Annotated in this window: 13 protein-coding genes; 9 read left to right on the top strand and 4 right to left on the bottom strand. The window is 67.9% G+C overall.

Annotation, left to right across the window (positions count from 1 at the left end):
* Positions 1 to 2: 2 nt before the first annotated feature.
* The 6 genes from LPC08_RS25975 (at position 3) to LPC08_RS25950 (ending at position 6,299) form a co-directional block, all read left to right on the top strand.
* Positions 3 to 173 (top strand): hypothetical protein, encoded by a 171-nt coding sequence (locus LPC08_RS25975; protein WP_230453404.1) that lies wholly within the window; start codon positions 3 to 5, stop codon positions 171 to 173.
* 71 nt (positions 174 to 244) lie between these two features.
* Positions 245 to 970: a VirB8/TrbF family protein gene (locus LPC08_RS25970; protein WP_230453403.1), complete on the top strand. Its 726-nt coding sequence runs from the start codon at positions 245 to 247 to the stop codon at positions 968 to 970.
* On the top strand, positions 967 to 2,004 hold the full coding sequence (locus LPC08_RS25965) for a TrbG/VirB9 family P-type conjugative transfer protein (protein ID WP_230453402.1): 1,038 nt from the start codon (positions 967 to 969) through the stop codon (positions 2,002 to 2,004). The genes LPC08_RS25970 and LPC08_RS25965 overlap by 4 nt, the downstream gene beginning before the upstream one ends.
* Positions 2,001 to 3,146, top strand: a complete 1,146-nt coding sequence (locus LPC08_RS25960) for a TrbI/VirB10 family protein (RefSeq protein ID WP_230453401.1) — start codon at positions 2,001 to 2,003, stop codon at positions 3,144 to 3,146. The genes LPC08_RS25965 and LPC08_RS25960 overlap by 4 nt, the downstream gene beginning before the upstream one ends.
* Before the next feature lie 169 nt (positions 3,147 to 3,315).
* A complete protein-coding gene (virB11, locus tag LPC08_RS25955; RefSeq protein ID WP_230453439.1) occupies positions 3,316 to 4,353 on the top strand; it encodes a P-type DNA transfer ATPase VirB11 in 1,038 nt (345 codons plus the stop codon).
* Between the two features lie 110 nt (positions 4,354 to 4,463).
* Positions 4,464 to 6,299 carry a type IV secretory system conjugative DNA transfer family protein gene (locus tag LPC08_RS25950; RefSeq protein WP_230453400.1) on the top strand — a complete coding sequence of 612 codons (1,836 nt, stop codon included), beginning with the start codon at positions 4,464 to 4,466 and terminating at the stop codon, positions 6,297 to 6,299.
* A 319-nt stretch (positions 6,300 to 6,618) separates the two neighbouring features.
* On the opposite strand, the gene LPC08_RS25945 is transcribed toward LPC08_RS25950, so the two are convergent.
* The 4 genes from LPC08_RS25945 to LPC08_RS25930 are packed head-to-tail and all read right to left on the bottom strand — an operon-like array spanning position 6,619 to position 14,016.
* Positions 6,619 to 7,728, bottom strand: a complete 1,110-nt coding sequence (locus LPC08_RS25945) for a hypothetical protein (RefSeq protein ID WP_230453399.1) — start codon at positions 7,726 to 7,728, stop codon at positions 6,619 to 6,621.
* The gene (locus LPC08_RS25940) at positions 7,728 to 9,068 is read right to left on the bottom strand and encodes a hypothetical protein (protein WP_230453398.1); all 1,341 of its coding nucleotides are present in this window, start codon (positions 9,066 to 9,068) and stop codon (positions 7,728 to 7,730) included. The genes LPC08_RS25945 and LPC08_RS25940 overlap by 1 nt, the downstream gene beginning before the upstream one ends.
* Positions 9,049 to 13,701, bottom strand: coding sequence for a MobF family relaxase (gene mobF, locus LPC08_RS25935; RefSeq protein WP_230453397.1), 4,653 nt, complete (start codon positions 13,699 to 13,701; stop codon positions 9,049 to 9,051). The genes LPC08_RS25940 and mobF overlap by 20 nt, the downstream gene beginning before the upstream one ends.
* A 12-nt stretch (positions 13,702 to 13,713) precedes the next feature.
* Positions 13,714 to 14,016, bottom strand: a complete 303-nt coding sequence (locus LPC08_RS25930) for a hypothetical protein (protein WP_230453396.1) — start codon at positions 14,014 to 14,016, stop codon at positions 13,714 to 13,716.
* 973 nt (positions 14,017 to 14,989) lie between these two features.
* Between LPC08_RS25930 and LPC08_RS25925 the strand changes: the two genes are divergently transcribed.
* The 3 genes from LPC08_RS25925 to LPC08_RS25915 all read left to right on the top strand — a co-directional run bounded on the left by LPC08_RS25925 (position 14,990) and on the right by LPC08_RS25915 (position 17,865).
* A complete protein-coding gene (locus LPC08_RS25925; RefSeq protein ID WP_230450761.1) occupies positions 14,990 to 16,318 on the top strand; it encodes an IS1182 family transposase in 1,329 nt (442 codons plus the stop codon).
* Between the two features lie 189 nt (positions 16,319 to 16,507).
* Positions 16,508 to 17,269 carry a DEAD/DEAH box helicase family protein gene (locus tag LPC08_RS25920; protein WP_230453395.1) on the top strand — a complete coding sequence of 254 codons (762 nt, stop codon included), beginning with the start codon at positions 16,508 to 16,510 and terminating at the stop codon, positions 17,267 to 17,269.
* Positions 17,266 to 17,865: a hypothetical protein gene (locus tag LPC08_RS25915; protein ID WP_230453394.1), complete on the top strand. Its 600-nt coding sequence runs from the start codon at positions 17,266 to 17,268 to the stop codon at positions 17,863 to 17,865. The genes LPC08_RS25920 and LPC08_RS25915 overlap by 4 nt, the downstream gene beginning before the upstream one ends.
* Positions 17,866 to 17,867 lie beyond the last annotated feature (2 nt).

Below are 17,867 nucleotides of genomic sequence, written 5' to 3'. Positions count from 1 at the left end.
CGATGAAGTCCGCCCTGCTGCTGTCCCTGCTGGCGCTGGCCGCCTGTGCCGGCACCAATGCGGCCCCGGCCTGCCGCGGCGAGGTATTCCAACTCAACCCGACCCGCATGGTACCGCCGGCCACCCTCGCCGCCGCGCCCTTGGTCGCCCCGGCCGGGAGCGTCGTGCGGTGAACGCCATCTCCTCGCCCGGCCAGCCTGTGCCGCCGTCTGCCTCCCCAGCGGGCGGTCCCTCGGACGCCGAGATGGCCGCTGCCGTGGTGATCCCGCGGGGCGAATTGAACCGCCTCTACGCCGAGACGCAGGCCCGTCAGGCGCGCGAAGCCCACCACGCCAGGCGCATCAGCACCGGCAAGACGGTGGCCATCGTCGGCCTGCTAGGCGTGGTCGGGATGCAGGCCCTCGCCGCTCTCCAGCTCTTTCCGCTTGTCCGCGTGGTGCCGGTCGTGGCCGTGCCGCAGCCGGACGGCAGCATGGCCACCGTGGTCCACGGCGACGCCCTGCCGGCCGCGGTGCAGGAGCGCGCGGTGCGCGCCACCCTGTTCCAGTATGTCCGCCTCCGCGAAGGCTGGTCCTCAGGCGAGGCGCAGTACGCCTACGACGTAGTGAGCCGCATGTCGGCGCCCCAGGTGCGGAGCGCCTTCCAGGAGTGGTTCAACCTCACCGTTCCCCCCGGTCCTCAGGCCGTATGGGGCACGCGCGCGACCGTCACCGTGGAGCAGCTGAGCGGCGCCCTGCTGCCGAATGACACGGCACAGGCCGACGAGATCTACCAGCTCCGCTTTCGCCGCACCGAGCGCGCCCATGGTCGGCCGCCGGTAGTCTCCACCTGGGTCACGACGCTGCGCTACCGCGCCGGCCAGAACATCGCCCTCACCGATGGGACCACGATCAACCCGCTGGGCGTGCTCGTCACCGAATACCGTCCGCCCGAGCGCGAGGGCGTACCGACCCTGGGGGACGCCCGATGAAACGCACCCGTTTCGCCCTGCGGCTGGTCCTGGCCGCGACCATCGCCCTGCCGCTGGCCTGGGGCGCCCCGGCCGCCGCGGACGAGGCCCCAGCCCCGGCCGGGCGCGACCCCCGCGTGCGGGTGATCGCCTACGACCCGCAGCAGGTGGTCAAGCTCTACGCCGTTCCCGGCGCGACGCTCACCATCCAGCTCGCCCCCGGCGAGACGGTGGCCGGCCTGCCGGTGTCGGATCAGACGCTCCTGGACCCGCCCGAGCCCGCCGGCCTCGGCACCGGCCCGCTCGCCATGGCTGGAGGCCCCGCGCCCTCAGAGCGGGCCGGAGCTGGCCGTGGCGCCTCCACCGACCGGAACCTGTTCACCGCCGTTCGCGGCAACTTCGTGATGATCAAGCCCCTGCGGGATCTCGACCCGCAGCCGCTCTTCATCATTGGCCGCAGCACCGACCCGACCACCGGGCGCGAGGTCATGCGGGCCTATACCTTCGAACTCTCCACCCGCGAGGGACCGCTGACCGCGGAGGCGCCGAATACCTACTACCTCGTGCGCTTCACCTACCCGGCCGAGGAGCGCGCCGCTGCGGCGGCCGCGGCCGAAGTCCGGCGCCAGGCTAGCGCCGCCGCTGCTGCGGCCCGCCGCAAGGAGCGGGAGGAACGTCAGGCGCGCGAGCGCCTGGTGCTCGCCAGCACCAACCCCACGACGCCCGGGGTGATGAACTGGAACTACGATGGTCAAGGCGACCGCGAGCTGGCGCCGGCCGAGGTGTGGGACGACGGGCAATCCACCTTCCTGCGCTTCCCGGGTAATCGCCGCATGCCCGCGATCTTCTCCGTCCTCGCGGACGGGCGCGAGGCGGCCGTGAACTACTCAGCCAACACATCTGGACTCATCACCGTCCACCAGACCGGCCCGGCCCTGCGGCTGCGCGATGGCGGCCTGGTGCTGTGCATCCTCAACCGGGCGTTCGATGCCAGCGGCCGTAATCCCGGCACCGGCACCACCAGCCCCGACGTGGTGCGGGAGATCAGGCGGTGAGCGACGCCGTGGAAGGGGGCGCCGTCGCCTCCAACGATCCCGTCTCCCCTGTCGCCGGCGGCCGGCGGCTGCTGACAGGTCGGGAGAAGGTGCTGATCGGCGTTGGCATCTTCGCAGCCTGCGGCTTGGTCGCGATGTGGCCCTCGTCCAAGCCGGCCCCGGAGCGCGAGCGCGAGCAGCCGATAACCGAGGCCGGTCGCTCCGTGCCCTACCGGCCGATGCCCGAGCCGGCCGTCCCCCTGACGCCGCCCCCCGCGGTCGTGGCCATGCCGCTCCCGGCCACCCCGGCCGCCCTGGGGATGCCGATGCCGAACGCCCGCAGCGCCGTGGCCTTCGGGGGTGGCGGGCACCAAGCCCCTAACCCCACCCCGATCATGAGCTACGAGGACCGCGCCGCCCCGCCGGCCGCGCAGCCCGTGGCGGACGGCCCGGCCGGGCCCCGGGCCGCTCGGTCCAGGGCGCCTGCTACAGTCCCCAGTGGCACGGCCGAGCCCGACGACGCGCTGTCCTCGCGCCTGCGGCCCTCCCGCATAGCCGCGGCGCGCGCGACCGTGCTGCGGAATCCCGAGCTGACCGTGCCGATGGGCACGCGCATCGCCTGCATCCCCGAGATGCCGATCGACAGCACCGTCGCCGGCTTCTTCTCCTGCATCACCCCCGTGGACGTGCGGGGATCCACCGGGACCGTCGTGTTGATGGAGCGTGGGACACGCATCGTGGGCGAGGTCCGTTCCGGCCTGGCCCGCGGCTCCCGCCGCCTCTTCGTGGTGATGACGCAGGCCCTGACACCCGGCGGTGTGCAGATGGAGCTGAACAGCCCCGGCGCCGACGTAATGGGGCAGGCCGGGCTGGACGGCGAGATCGACAGCCACTTCTTCGAGCGGTTCCGCGGCGCCATGCTGCTCGCCTTCCTCGACACGGGCCTGCAGGCCGCGGCCACCGTCGCCAGCAACGCCCTGAACAACGGCAGCGGCGTCACCTTCAACCAGTTCCAGTCGGGCGGACAGCGTGCCACCAGCCAGGCGTTGGAAGCTGACATCAACATCCCTTCCACCCTGCGCCGGAACCAGGGGGAGCCCATGACCGTGTTCGTCGCGAGGAACCTTGACTTCTCCGACGTATACCGGCTCGTCAGCCGGTGAGAGACGCAGGGGTGCAGCTCGCCCTCGGCTTGGCCGCCGCGGCGCCGGTCGGGAGCGGGAATACGGCAGGGCAGGCGAAACGCCTGCCCAGTGCGGTCCCGGAGGATGCGCCCACCATCCACGATCCGGCGCAGCTCTGGTTCGCCTTCGCGCGGGAGGCCGGCCGATGATGCACGCCGCGGCGCAACTGGACTTCGCCCTCGCCCCTGTGGCCGGCGCCCTGGCTGATCCCAGGACGGAGGAACTGTGCGTGAACCGCCCCGGCGAGTTCTGGCTGCGCCAGGGCGGGCGCTTCGAGCGGCACGCCGCCCCCGAGCTGGACTTTGACATGCTGGAAGGCGTGGCGATCCTGGCAGGCGCCCTGCGGAACCAGAACGTCGGCGCCGAGCACCCGCTGTGCTCCACCGACCTGCCCAGCGGCCACCGCCTGCAGGTCGTGCTGCCCCCCGCTGTGCCGCCTACCACCGTGTCGCTGACCTTCCGCCGGCCGAGCGATTCCGTGGCCGCCCTGTCCGATCTGGCCGGACGCTACGACACCTCCCGCTGGAACCGCTGGGACCGCCGCCGCGAGCAACGTCAGGCCGACAGCGCCGGCCTCTTGGAGCTTTTCGATTCGGGCGACGCCGTGGCGTTCTTCCGCGGTTTGGTCCGCGCCCGGCGAAACGTCCTGTTCTGCGGCGCCACGGGCGGCGGCAAGACCACCCTGAGCAAGACGCTCACCTCCGAGATCCCGCGCACCGAGCGCATCCTGACCATTGAGGATGCGCTGGAGCTGGTGGTGCCTCACGGCAACTCCGTCCGCCTGCTCTACTCCAAGGGTGGGCTGACCATGGGCGGCGTCACCGCTGACGCCCTGCTGCAGGCCACCCTGCGGATGCGTCCCGACCGGGTACTGCTGCAGGAGCTGCGCGACGACGCGGCCTGGGTCTATCTTAACGAGGTCATGACCGGGCATCCCGGCAGCCTCACCACCATTCACGGCGCCGACGCGCCGCAGGCCATGCGCCGGCTGTTCAATTTGGTGAAGGGCACCCCGCAGGGCGCCGCCTACGGTGACGACACCCTGGCCGCCATGATCGGGACCGCAGTGGATGCCATCGTGCCCCTGCACAACGACGCCGGCACCTACTCCATCCGCGAGGTCTGGTTCGCTGACGACGCCGCCCGCCGCGGCGAGGTCGCCGCCGATCTGCTGCGCGCCACCTAACGCTGGACCGTCTTAGGGAGGCCCTGCATCGGGCTGGAAGAGAGATATACGATGGACGCTGTACGTCTTTCGTCTAGCCGTCCAGCATCAGGACGCCGGAGGCCGGGGCGATGAGCGAACGTCGCCGCCTCCCCTCCCCCGGCCGCTTGGTGGCCTGGGGCCTGCTGCTGGCCATCCTCGCCCTGCTCTGGACCGCCGCGGCCTCGGCCGTGTTCCTGTGGGGCACCGGCCTGGTCCGCTACTTCCCGTTCCAGGGGACCGCCTGGATCGGCCAGTGGTGGAGCTACGCCCTGTTCGCGCCGCCCCACCCCATTGTCGGCCGATGGCTGATGTTCGGCGCCGGGGCGCCCACCGTGTTCCTCGGCTTGGTGATCTACCGCCTTGTGCAGCTACGCGGCGGGCGCGTCACCCGCCCCGGCAAGGTCGTCCGGGGCAGCACCGACAACCACGGGCACGCCGAGTGGATGAGCATGAAGGAGGCCCGCGACCGCTTCCCTGGCCCGCATCCCGACTTCGGCGGGGTGGTCGTGGGCGAGGCTTACCGGGTGGATCAGGACAAGGTGGCCAAGCTCGCCTTTGACCCCGAGAAGCGCGAGACCTGGGGCCAGGGCGGTAAGGCCGCGCTGCTGGTGGACCCTTGCAAGATCGGCCCGACGCATAGCCTGGTGTTCGCCGGCTCCGGCGGCTTCAAGACCGTCTCGGCCGCCTCCACCCTCGTCCACTGGACCGGCGCCGCCGTCGTGCTCGATCCCTCGCGCGAGCTGGGGCCAATGCTCGCCGCGGCCCGCGAGGGCATGGGGCACAAGGTCGTCTCCCTGGAACCCGGCATGCCGGGTGGGATCAACGTCCTCGACTGGATCGACGTGACCCACCCCCTCGCGGAAACCAACGTTCACGCCGTGGTGGGCTGGATCTTCGGGGAGGCCGAGGGTGGCAGCTCCGACGCCGACAAGTTCTTCCGTAACTGGGGCAAGCAGCTCGTCGCCTGCCTCCTCGCCCATATGCTGTGGGACGACACCATGCCCGCGGCGGCCAAGACCCTCCGGACCCTGCGCGCCGGCATCGTCACCCCCGAGGACCAGATGCGCGACGTGCTGGAAGGCATCCACACCGGGTCGAACAGCCCCATGGCGCGCGACATTGCCGGCACCATCAAGAAGATCGTTTCCGAGACGTTCTCGGGCATCTACGGCAACGCCACGGGCGACACCGCTTGGCTATCCGTCGCGGCCTACGCCGATCTTGTCTCGGGCGGCGCCGAGGGCGCGGAACCCTCCTGCGGGACCGCCGAGCTGACGGAGGGCAAGCTGACAGTGTTCCTGCAAATCCCGCTCAAGGTGCTGCGCGACACCCCCGCGGTCGGCCGCGTGCTCGTTGGAGCGCTGCTGAACGCGCTCTACGAGGCGGACGGCGCTGTGCAGGGCCGCGTGCTGTTTATGCTCGATGAGGTCCGCCGCCTGGGGCCGATGAAAATTCTGGAGGTCGCCCGCGACGCCGGCCGCAAGTACGGCATCACCCTGCAACTGCTTTACCAAGCCGAGGACCAGCTCGTGGAGCAGTGGGGCCGCCAGGGTCGCAACGCCTGGTTCGATAGCGTGAGCTGGCGCATGTATGCCGCCGTGCAGAACACCGACACAGCGAAGTCGGTTTCCGACGCAGCCGGTGGGCACTCGGTCATGGCCGAGAGCGAAGGCCGCAACGACGGCAGCCAGGGCAAGCCCCTGGAGGCCGGCTCGCACTCCAAGGGCACCAGCATGAACCGGCACGAGATAGCCCGTGCCTTAATTCGGCCGGATGAACTGATGCAGGACGTGCGCGGCGACGAGGCATTCGTCTTTGCCCGCGGTTCCAAGCCGCTGCGCTGCGGGCGGGCGATCTACTTCCGTCGACCCGAGCTGCGGGTAGTTATCGAGGCCAGCCGCTTCCAGAAACAGGCAGCGGAATAGGAGAAACGGCATGTCCGACAGCAGGAGCTCCAACCAGGCGCACGACCCGGCACCACGCCTAGCGGAAGCGTCCGCCGCGGCCGGCGCCAGCTCGTCGAAGCCGGCGCAGGGGCAAGCCTCGGCCGCGACACAATACTGGCAGGGTGTGGCCGCTGCCGGCCGAACTGCGAAGTCGGCCGCCGCGGCGCCAGCTCAGATTGTCACACCTGGGCGTCAACGTGGGATGCGCGCCTAAACCGGCACTCGCGTGCCGGTCCTATCTGCTTCCAATACCAAGAGTAACTTTTGAAAGCTCCTCCCAGCCACCCTTTTTAAGAAACTATAACTTTGCTTCCGCTTTCATAACAAGATCATCGATATCTTGGCCCAGACGTTCAGCAAACTCATTTGGCAACTTCAAAACTGCCGCCACGTAGGAACTCACACGTTTGGCAAACTGCCGAGCACGAGGCGCGAGGAATAGCCTTCCTACCCGCAGATCGGCAGCTTCGTTCGTGTCCGCAAGATAACGCAAACTAATATCCCGCAAAGGAAAGCATGCATTCCTAACTTGGGTGGGAGATTCCAACATGCCGCGCACTAGCTGCACGAAGAGAGGCCAAGCTATCAGAGAAGATTCCTGTTCCAAAGGGGAACCATTAGCAGCGATAAGGTCGTGCATTCTTTTTAGTAGTTCAATGTTCTCGTGACCACCCCAAACATAGTATCTCAAAGCAGTCGAAAATTCCTTTTCATTGTCCGCAAGCTCTATGATGTTACGCAAATCACCAATCATAACCGCCACAAGGATAGAAACAGCAAGCACAATTTCGGCAAAAGTAGCCATATGCAACGGCTTTGCGGGATTTAACTCGCCCTTATTTTTGCGGCAGCTGGCAATTAGTCGCCTGAATGCTTTTGGGGCATCAGCACACAACGGAACCTCATAGTTGATTCCATCAAAAATCTCCAAAATTGCGGGATTCTTTAAAGCGGTCTCCCTAACTCGATGCCAGTTTTCTATATCACCAGCATAGGACTTCAGAATTTTATACTCGGCGCTTGCTGCAGATGCATAACCGTCGAAAGCATCAGCTCCAAATATCCGAACCTTAAGCTTTCGCGCGGCCAAACGATGAGCACGCTCAACTGGCTTGCCCATCAACATAAAACCTTCGTCACCACCAGTAAACGTTAATAGTCCGGATAACCAAAGAGCTCTTGCGAAGGCAGGCCCACCCACACTTTTGCAATCGAACAGGGTTCGACCTACGGTTCCATCAGATCGCAATCCCACTCCAAGAACATCGATATCGGTTAGCCGCTTTGGAGAAGCGGATAGTTCTACTCCACTTAGAACATCAACCTCCAAATACGGTATAAAGCCTGCTGACACACAGAAGCGGAGAGCTTGTGCTTTAGCGCCTACATCCTTGTCGGTTCTGGCCATCACACAAGCCTCAGAGTGAGTTGATCCCACTGTTCTTTCGCAGCAGCGCTAGGGGCGATTTTCTTCCTTTCCTTCATTCCTTTGCTGCCCAGAACGGAACTGACATACTTGTCATCCATCTGCAAAAGAGCTCTAGCTTCTTGATCCATTCGCATATCGACTTTAGTTTCTTCTCCTTGAGCCAAGTCGATTGCGGCTTGAACTGCCTCAATATTCTCCTCAGTCTTTCGCAACCAAAACTGGTGCCACCCCGGCTTTGTCTCCTTAAAGTAGCCGATGTTGAAAGTTCCTGCTACCTTGCCGTATTGTGCTCTGGCCTCCGTATTAGCTCCCAAGTAACCGTCCCTCAAAAAAGCTTGCAACAAAACAGCAGGTTTTCTAATGGGGTGAGCGAAGGGCAGAAGCTGGCCTTTTCTGACTGCTGCCAACAAAGCCATTGCCCGCTCATATATGTCCCTTTTGCCTGGCGAAAGGCGCGCAGCCCCAGGCCGCGGAGTAAACAAAAAAACCTCGCTTTGCTTGCCAATCTCAATTGTGGGTGGCTTCAGCATGTTTTCGGAGGCCAGCATTTGAATAAGATCAATTTGAACGGGTGTAAGAGGACGTCCAGCAACTTTCTGTTGAGATATGATCATGCTAAGCGGCCAACCTTGATGGAGGCGTATGACTTCCATCACATCGGCGAACTCGGAACTTCCCACTTTTGCTATCAGGTCAGCTAACCCCTGATTGTTATCAGCAAAGTAGACAGGACTTGTAAGTACAGTTTGCCCTCGAACACGATGGTTCGAAATTAACCCACTCTGATTTCCAATCATCAGGCAGCGATCGAGCAGAGAACTCTCCATACCGAGTTTACTGAGAAGTCTATCTTTGTTTTCGGGCTTCTTTTGTAACTCCGCCATGATAGCGACCATAGCTTGTTCAGTTTCAGTTAGACTAGAGGAAGCCGAGTATGCGCCGATCGTATCGTAAACGTTCTCGAAATAAGGAACCTGTGGGTCGATCTTGGTTATATTACGTCCACTCTCATACAGCCGCACCATGCCTGCCTCGCTGAGAATGCGCAGGACTGGCTTTAGTGCAAGCGACGGGATATTGAACAAACTGTCTGAAACTCTAACCAAAACTGCATATTCTATCTCTGGCAACCCCCTGAGTTGGACAGCTAGCGAACCCGCCATCCCAAGCAGTCTAAGTTCGTCGAAATCACTTACTTCATATGGACCAATGCCCGTTTGAATATCGCTCGCATACTCAGCCAGCTCTTTCCCTACTATAGCCACCAACAACGCTCCCCAATTGACTTCTTGCAGCTGATCAGCGCGCTCGTGGAGCAACGCCGCGATTCTGCGTTGCATCCTGCACCAGCTTGTCACGCCGGTGCACCTTTGCCTCTCGGGTTTGCGAAGCAATCAACGCCTTTAGGGCCGCCTGCATCGCGTGACTGACGTGTTCAGGGCCATTCCTCCGCATCGAATCATTCCAATCACTACCTCGGTCCCCGGCGGGAAATGACGGCACTGCGGCAATACCGCCCACTGCCGCCGCGGCAGCTTCGGCCTTCTCCTTCCCGACGTTCGGCAGCGGCACCGCCCGCCTCGGCAAGTGGTGGTCGTTGTCCCCAGCGATGATGATGGGCCGCGTTGGGTCGGCCACCCGGTATGCCTTCGCCACAGCCACTAGGTTCCCGGCGTTGAAGGCCACGGCCACCGGTAGCCCAGTCGCCTCGTGGAGTGTCGCCCCCGTGGCGTATCCCTCTGCCACCAGCAGCGGCATCCCCGGCCCCGGCTGGCCACCGATCAACGCGTGCCCGCCCTCAGTTCTGGCCCCTTTCAGGAACAGCTTGGACCCGTCCACGTTCACCCGCTGCACCCCCCAAAGCCGCCCGTCCACTCCCTGCACTGGCACCAACAGCCGGCCGCGCCTGTCCTGCCGCAGCCCGTGCGCCTTCACGCCCTTGGCCGCGAGATAGGGGTGATTTTTGGCCGGCGCTGCCGCGGCCCATAGGCGGTGCGCCATCCTTGCCGCCCGCTCTTGGGTGTCGTGTCGCTCGCGCGCCCGCTCCACGGATCTGGCCACGGCCTCGGCCGCGGACGCCGCCCGCTCGGCCAGCGTCATCTGTACTACCGGCCGCTCGGCCTTCCAGCGGATCTCGGTGCCGGTCTTATGGTTGCGGATGTAGCCCGCCGGCCAACCGTCCAGATGCCCGACGTAGGTTCCTGACTTCTGCCCCTTCCGGTCCCCCTCCACAGGAACCCTGTGCATCTTCCCATCCATCTCCACCGGTCCAGCGACGCGCAGCCCGGCCCGGTGCAGGGCCACGGCGAAGTCCGCCGCGGCATCAGCCTCGGTGAAGCGCGGCGCCGCACGCTGTCCCGGAGCTGCGGCGGCGCGCGGGGAGGATGGGGGGATAACCGGGGACGGCGCGGGGATGGCCTGAGACAGCGCCGCGAGGCTGGCGGGGGCCTGTGCCCCGTCGCGACCCTGGCGCAGCCCCTGGACCGCCTGGGCCTGGGCGGGCTTCGGACCCCTGCCCTGCCCCATGCCCGCTAGGACGGCGCCGCGCTCGTCCAAAGCAAGCGCCAAGCGGTCCGTGGCCGCGGCCACAGCGCCCTCCTCGCGCCTGCGCTGCGCTGCTCGCCGCACGCTCAATCGTAGCGACCCGTTCCTTCCCGCCGCCGTGCGCTGCCAGTAGGCCGCCGCGTCCACCGGCCGCGCCTGATCGTCCTGCTTCGGCTGGGGCGCCCGGTGCCGCTCGATCGCCGCCCGGCTGCGCGCTTGGTTGTCCGCCGCCCGGTCGCGCACCGCCCCCGCCTCACCCTCGGCCCGCCGCCGGTCCTCCTGCCCACGATGCTGCAGAACGGTCCCGCCGGCCCGCCGCAGCCGGTCGGCCAGCTCGCGCACCGCCTGCCAGCGGGCATCGAACGCCTGCCGCAGCCGCTCCACCGCCTGGCTCACCGCCCGGCCGTCGCGCCGGTCGCGGAGCTGCGCTCCCAGCGTCGCCCGCGGTTCGCCGGCCGCCTCCCGTGCCTCGGCCCGGCGGAAGCCGGCCTGCATGGCGTGCGCGGCGCTGCGGCCGACGTCGCGGGCGCGGTCCATGAAATCGAGCGCCGACGCCTTCGCCGGCTGTCGCGCCAGATTCCGCGCCACGTTCTCCCACACGTCGCCCTCGCCCACCGGCCGGGCATCCCCCAAGGCGCGGCGCACCATCACCTCGCGCCGCTCGGCCCCGTCCGAGGTGATGAGCCAGGCGGAGTCCTTATGCCGGCTCTCGGCCGTGTAGCCCTTAAAGCCCTGCACCCCCGCCGATCCCGCCGGCATGGCGTTGATGTGCTCGCTGCTGGTGATGCCCTGGGCGGCGTCGATGGTCAGCACGTCGCCCGGCGCCAGCCGCGTGCGGCCGTTCTTCTTGTCGGCCAGGCTTTCCCACGACACCGCGCCGTCGCGGCCCGCGGCCGTCCGCAGCACGATCCCGTCCGCGTTCACATCGCGGACTTCGAGCACGCTGCCGTTGTTGCCGATGTTGCCCCGGCCGCCGTCGAAAAACCGGGCGTTGAGGCGGTCGAACAGCCGCACCCGGTCGCCCGGTGCCAAGGTCAGGTTGTAGGTGGCGCCGGCCTGGTCGGTCGCGCGAATGCTGAACACGTCCGCCCCCAGCTCGCCCATCGCCCGGCGTTCCTCGCGCAGCGCCAGGGCTACGGCGCGGGCGTCGGCGTTCGTTGGCGCCGTGACGCTGATCGAGAACCCCGCATCGCCGGCGTTCGCCTCGCGCCGCTGCCGCCACAGCTCGGCCACCCGTCGCACGGCGTCGTCGTAGCCCCCCGGCACCGCCTCGGCCGTGCCGTCCGCGCGCTTCATGGCCAGCGCCTCGGCCGCCTTGCCGTCGCGGAACAGCCCGGCGATCTCGCGCTCGCGCTCGGTGCGCTGCCGGCGCGTGGTGAGGATTTCCGGCACCGCCTCCGATCCCAGCGCCCGGCGCATCAGGTTGACCACCGGCCCGGCCTCGATGCCCTGGCATTGCTTGTCGTCGCCGACCGCGACGATGCGGAACCCGTGCTCCGCGCGCAGCCGCAGCAGCTCCAGCATCTGCCGGGCACCCACCTGCCCCAGCTCGTCCACCACCACCACCGTCCGTGGCCCGATCGAGAGGCGACCGGCACGAACCCCATGCAAGAAGCCCGTGAGCGCCGCGACATCCCCTACCCCGGCCTCCTTCAGTGGCTCGGCCTGGCGCCAGGCGATGGCCACGCCCACCACGTGGTCGCCCTGCGCCTTCCAGGCATCCACCAGCGGGCGCAGCAGGGCGGTCTTGCCCGCCCCGGCCACGCCCACCGCCACGCCCACGGCGCCGCCCGTGCCGAGGCGCACCATGGCCGCGTGCTGCGCCTTCCCGTGGTCGTCACCAAAGTCCAAGCCGCTGCGCTCCACCGCGGCAGCCAGGGCAGCGGGGGACAGGGCACGGCCGCGATCCGCCGCGGCGGCCTTGGCCAGGGCCACGGCCTCGCCTTCCTGGGCGACGTGCAGCGCCGTCGTCACCCGCACCTCGTCGCGCTCGCCCTCCCTCCCCCACACCAGCCCCGTGAGCTGGCCATCCTGGCGCACCCCGCGCTCGCGCATGGCCCGCGTCAGGGCGTCCACGTCCGCCCGGCCTCCGTCCGCCCCCGGCGTCATGCCGGCCGCGATGAGGGCGCGGGCCGCCGCGGCGCGCAGGTCCGCCCCGTTGAGGACCGAGGCGCGGGAGAACTCGGCTTCGAGGAAGGGCAACGCCGCTTCATAGGCAGCTTCCAGGCGGGCCGCCCGGCTCTGCTCCCGTGGCGCCCCGGCGCCTTGGCGTCGTGGCACCACGACGCCGCGGTGCTCCCAGCCGACGGCCGCGGCCTGGCCGCGCCAAGCGGCGAAGTCGCTGAGGTCGTCCTCCTTGTTCTTGCGGGCCGCCTTCGTGCCGCCCTTGAGGAAGTCCACCTGCATGTCCGGTGTCATAGCGTCCCAATCGAGGCCGCGCTTGGCTGCCTCCGCCCGCGCCGCCTCGGTGCCGTCGCGGGTGCGCTTGCTGAACGCCTCGCAGACCGCCTCCGGGATGGCCGGCAGCCTGGCCATCCCGGTGCGCTCCTCCAGCTCCACCGCCACCCCGACGCGCCGCAGGTTCGCGGCGATCTGCGCCTGGTAGAAGGCACCGAACTCGTGGATGCGCCCGTGCGCGGCCTTGAGGTCCAGGGCGCCCAGGTGACCGCCATCCGTCAGAACCAGGTTGGGCACCGCGCAATGGGTGTGGAGCTGCGGATCGCCGGCCCCGGAGGGGTCACGGTCGGGCCGTAGGGTATGCAGCTCGGTCGTCACCTCGCCGGTTTTGGGGTCGGGCCGCTTCACCTCGGCGGTCGCCCGGGCCGTGAAGTGCTCGAAGCCAATCCAGGCGACGTGCCCGGCCTCGGTGCCGCCCATACCGGCCTTGCCGCGGCGGACCTGGCCGATTTCGCGGGACACGTAGCGCAGCGAGGCGTCGACCGCGTCTCGGTGCGCCTGGAGGATGGTCGCCCGCTCGGCCTCGGTCGGAGCGAAGGCCCATGCCAGGCTCACGCTCTTGGGGGCGGAGAAGCATAGGTCGATGTAGCTGACGCTGCGCGTGGTCGCGGCCTCGTTCGTCACCAGCTCGTCCCCGTCGGCGCGCCGGCCGGCGAGGATCTGGCTCACCTGTTCGACGGTCGGGATGCCGTGCGGGTCGATCCCCAGCGCCGATGCCAGGCCGGGATGCATGTCCCGCCGCGGCTGCGGCCGGGTGCCTCGGCGCGGCGCTTCCGGTCCCGGCTCGCCGTCCGGTCCCTTCCCGGCCCCCAGCTCGGCCGCCCGGTTCCGGGTGTAGTAGTCGCCCATCGCCACCGCCTCGGGTGATAGCGTCTCCTCCATCAGGTGATCGGCCATCGCCCGCGCGCCGCCGGGAATGACGGTGGCTGCGCCCTTGCGGAAGGTCAGCACCCGGCGGACCTGCTACTGCTGTGACGCCGGCCCCGGTCGCTGGCCGGCAGGGGTCCCGTTATCATCCACCGACCTGCCGCCGGCCGCGGCCTCGATGCGGTGCAGGACCTCGGTCTGCTCGTCCAAGCGCTGCACGATCTGCGTCAGCAGCCCCGGTAACGGGCTCTCGCCGGCCTCTTCGGTCGCCGCCTCCATGATCGCCTGCAGCATTTCGGTGTGGGTGCCCTGCGTCTCCACCATCATCCGCAGCCCCTGGGTCAGCGTTTCAACGGTGTCCCGGAGGCGGGCCAGCTCGGCGGCGATGGCGTCTGACAAAGCAACGTCCTCGGTATCGGTGGTCGGGCGCCACCTAACCATCTTCAGCGGGGATGAGACCAGCACCTTCTAGGGTGCAATGGTCTGTAGTGACCTTCTCTACTCCCCTCCCCCCGTCTCTTGTGTCCTGTTTATCTCTTCCTTGTGCCTCTCATGTCTCCTCAGCGGGTAACTCTGTCTGTTCCTGTCTGTCTTTGTCCCTTCGTCATGCCTTCGACGTCCCCTCTATGTGTCTTAAACGTCTCTTAGTGGTGTCGAACCGGTGCCTTATACGTATCTAATTGGGAACGCGGGGTTGCACCTATGGGCTCCCTTGGGCCAGGATTCCGAGCAGTTGCAACTACGGATGATCGGCTTGGCGGACTCTTCCACCCCACCCGCGACCAAGATGGCGCAGGAGGCATTCGGCCAGCTTCCGGGCCGCTCTCCCCTGCTCGGCTGGATGCGCCAACACCATGCCCTGATCACCGAGCGGATGAACACGGTTCGGCCGAGTTGGGACAGCATTGCCCGCACCCTGGCCGACCTGGGCATCCGTGATGCCAACGGCGAGCCGCCAAAAACGGAAGCGGTGCGGCGGGCCTACCATCGCGTCACAGGCGCCCTGAACGCTAAGGGACAGCGACGGCGACGGTCCAAGGCGGAAATGGCCGTGGCGAAGGCTGGAGCTTCCCGCACGCCCGCAACCGCTCCCACAGCCGCCCCAACGCCTCCTCCACCCGTCGCGCCTCCTGCCCTCGCAGCGGCACCTTCCCCACCAGTTCGCCCGGCCTTTGATCCGACCGAAGGCGCCTTCGATCCGAAGCCGCCCCCGCGGTTCAAGCCAGCGTCCCTGAAATGACCAGAGTACCAGCCATGAAGAACACCCCGTCCGTAGCGCCCCAGCCCGACCCCTCCCCCACGCCTAGGAGCGTGTCCCGGTAACGGCTGAATAGGCTCGACAGGTGGGTTGGGTGGTGATTCGCTCGCCGGCATGACGAAGAGCTTTCGGCCCTGGAAGGTGGACGAGGTCTGGCTGCTGCCGCCCTCGGTGCAGGAGTTCGTGCCCCAGGGGCATCCAGCGCATCTGGTCCGCGACATCGTGGCGGAGGAACTCGATCTCTCGGCCATTCTTTCGGCCTACACGGAGCCCCGTGGCTATCCGCCGTACCACCCGGCGATGATGGTGGCGCTGCTGCTCTACGCCTACAGCCGAGGCGTCTATTCGTCGCGGCGGATCGCGCGCGCCTGCGAGGAACGGCTCGACTTCCAGGCAGTAACGGCGCTGAACAGGCCGGACTTCCGCACCATCAGCGAGTTCCGCCGGCGTCACCTGCCGGCACTGGCTGCGCTCTTCGTGCAGGTGCTCACCTTGTGCCGACGCGCCGGCCTGGTCGGCCTTGGCCATGTCGCGGTGGACGGCACCAAGCTGCGGGCCAATGCCTCCAAGCACAAGGCGATGAGCTACGCCCGGATGAGCCCGGCCGAGGCCGAACTGGCGGCCGAGGTCGAGGGATGGCTGGCGCAGGCGGAGGGAGCCGACGCCGAAGAAGACGCCACTCTCGGGGACGAGCGGCGCGGCGACGAGATGCCGGACTGGATGCGCGACAAGAGGCACCGCCTGGAGCGGATCCGTGCTGCGAAGGCGGAGTTGGAGGCCGAGGCGCTTGCTGCTGCGGCCTCCCAGCCGGATCCGGGAACGAAGGCCGACGGCTCGCCGCGTGGGCGTCGCGGACGCAAGCCGAAGCATCCGCCTTGCGAGCCCAGGCCCACGGCACAGCGCAACTTCACCGATCCGGAGAGCCGGATCATGAAGGGTCGCGACGGCTTCGTGCAGGCCTACAACGCTGGGGCCGCGGTGGACGCGACGGCACAGGTGATCGTGGCGCATCACCTGACCAACAACGCCTCCGACCAGGACGCCTTGGGACCGCTGCTCGACGCGGTCACGGCCAACACCGGCGTCACGCCCACCGAGGTCTCCGCCGACAGCGGCTATTGCTCGGAGGCCAACCTGGCCGACCTCGACCGGCGCAAGATCCGCGGCTACGTCGCCACCGGTCGCGCCAAGCACCCCGATGGCGGCGAGGACCGTCGCAGAGGCCCACTGGTTTCAGCCATGCGGCAGCGGCTCAGGCGTGCCGGCCGGCGCAGCCGCTACCGGTTACGCAAGCAGGTCGTCGAACCCGTCTTTGGACAGATCAAGCAAGCACGAGGGTTCCGACAACTCCTCCTCCGCGGCCTCGAGAAGGTAAAACACGAGTGGGCGTTGGTCTGCACCGCCCACAACCTCACCAAGCTCGCCAAGGCACCAACAGGATGACCCGCGCTGCAAGCTGGCGCACCACGGGCGCCGCTCAACGTTCCACAATGTCAGCCCGAAAAGTGGTTACCGAGACGGGCTCCTAGCCCTCGTCTATTCGGCCGGGCCCGCTCGATTGAGGGCGAGCGGGAGATCCCGGTCGGACCGGCGGCCCGTCCTCGCGACGGCGCCGCTGCAGCCCTGCCCACTGTGCCGGCCGTAGACCTCGGGGACGGTCCCAAGGCGCTGTTCGTCATGGGGCCGGGCCGCAGCGGTAAGACCACGCTGCTGCGCTACATCCTGGAGGAGGCCCGCTCCGGGCAGCCGGCCCCGATCGCCGCGGCGCTCGATCCGCAGAACCGGTCGCTGGCCACCTTCGTCAACGACGTGGCGCAGCCCGATACAAACGATCCCACCGGTGTCGCCCGCTGGGCAGAAGAATTGCTCGGCTTCGTCATGACCGAGAAGCAGAGCGCCCTCCTCGACATGGGCGGCGGCGATCTGAGCATGGGCAAGCTGCTGGAGGACGTGCCTGACCTGGCCGGCAGCCTGGAAGAGGCCGGCGTGCATCCAGTCGCGATCTACACCCTATCCCCACGCGTCGATGATCTGAGCGTGCTGGCCGGCTACGAGGCGCAGGGCTTTCAGCCCAAGGCCACGGCGCTGATCCTCAACGCCGGCCTGGCCGACCCCACCATGCCGCGGGAGGACGCCTTCGCCCGCGTGCTACGGCACAGCGCTTTCCGGGCCGCCGTGGAGCGCGGGGCGGTGCCGATCTGGATGCCGCGGCTGGATGCGGGCGTTGCAGCCGAGATCGAAGGCAAGCGGCTCCGCTTCGGCCAAGCGCGCGACGGCCAGGCCCCGGCCGACCAGCCCGGCGCCATTCTCGGCCCGTTCGACCGCTCTCGCGTCCGCAAGTGGATGGCGGACATGGCCGCGTCCCTAGTGCCGATCCGGTCCTGGATTCCGTGAGCACGACGACTGCGGCGGCGCCCTCGGACCCGCGCGCAGCGATCGGCCGCGCGCGGGCCGATCTGCGCCTCGCGGCCTCGAAGGCGCAACTGGAGGGCGACCCGCTCGGCCCGGTTCTCGAGGCCTTCGGGGCCAGCCTCGGCGCCATGGGCGAAGTGCTGGACCACGCAGAGTCTAGCCGGCAGCCGCTGGACGCTTCAGCGCAGGCCGAGATGACGCGCCAGCTCGTGAAGGCATGCCGGGCCGACTTCGTGCGCCAGGCCGGCGCGCAGTCCCGGCGTTTGGCCGTGCTGTCGGGCGCCGGGGCGGCGGTGCTGCTGCTGGGCGCGCTGGGCGGCGGCTATCTGTGGGGAAGATCGACGGAGGCGGCGGACGTGCGCGAGGCCACGGGCATTATCCGCGCCGCGCTGTCGGACGGCTCGGCCTCGGCTCGGGCATGGGCCGACGCCATCCGCCGCAATGACCTTGTAGGCCTCCTGTCGCGCTGCGAGGGGCGGGCGGTTTGGGCCGATGCCGCTGGCCGGCGGGCCTGCGCCGTGCCGCTGTGGCTGGATGAGGCTCCACCGCCGGCGGCGCCGGCGGGGCCACGCTCGTAGTG

The sequence above is a fragment of the Roseomonas sp. OT10 genome, from assembly GCF_020991085.1.
Lineage (GTDB): Bacteria > Pseudomonadota > Alphaproteobacteria > Acetobacterales > Acetobacteraceae > Roseomonas > Roseomonas cutis.
The sequence above is the reverse complement of the archived record's forward strand: the minus strand, read 5'-3'. Positions and strand labels throughout refer to the sequence as shown.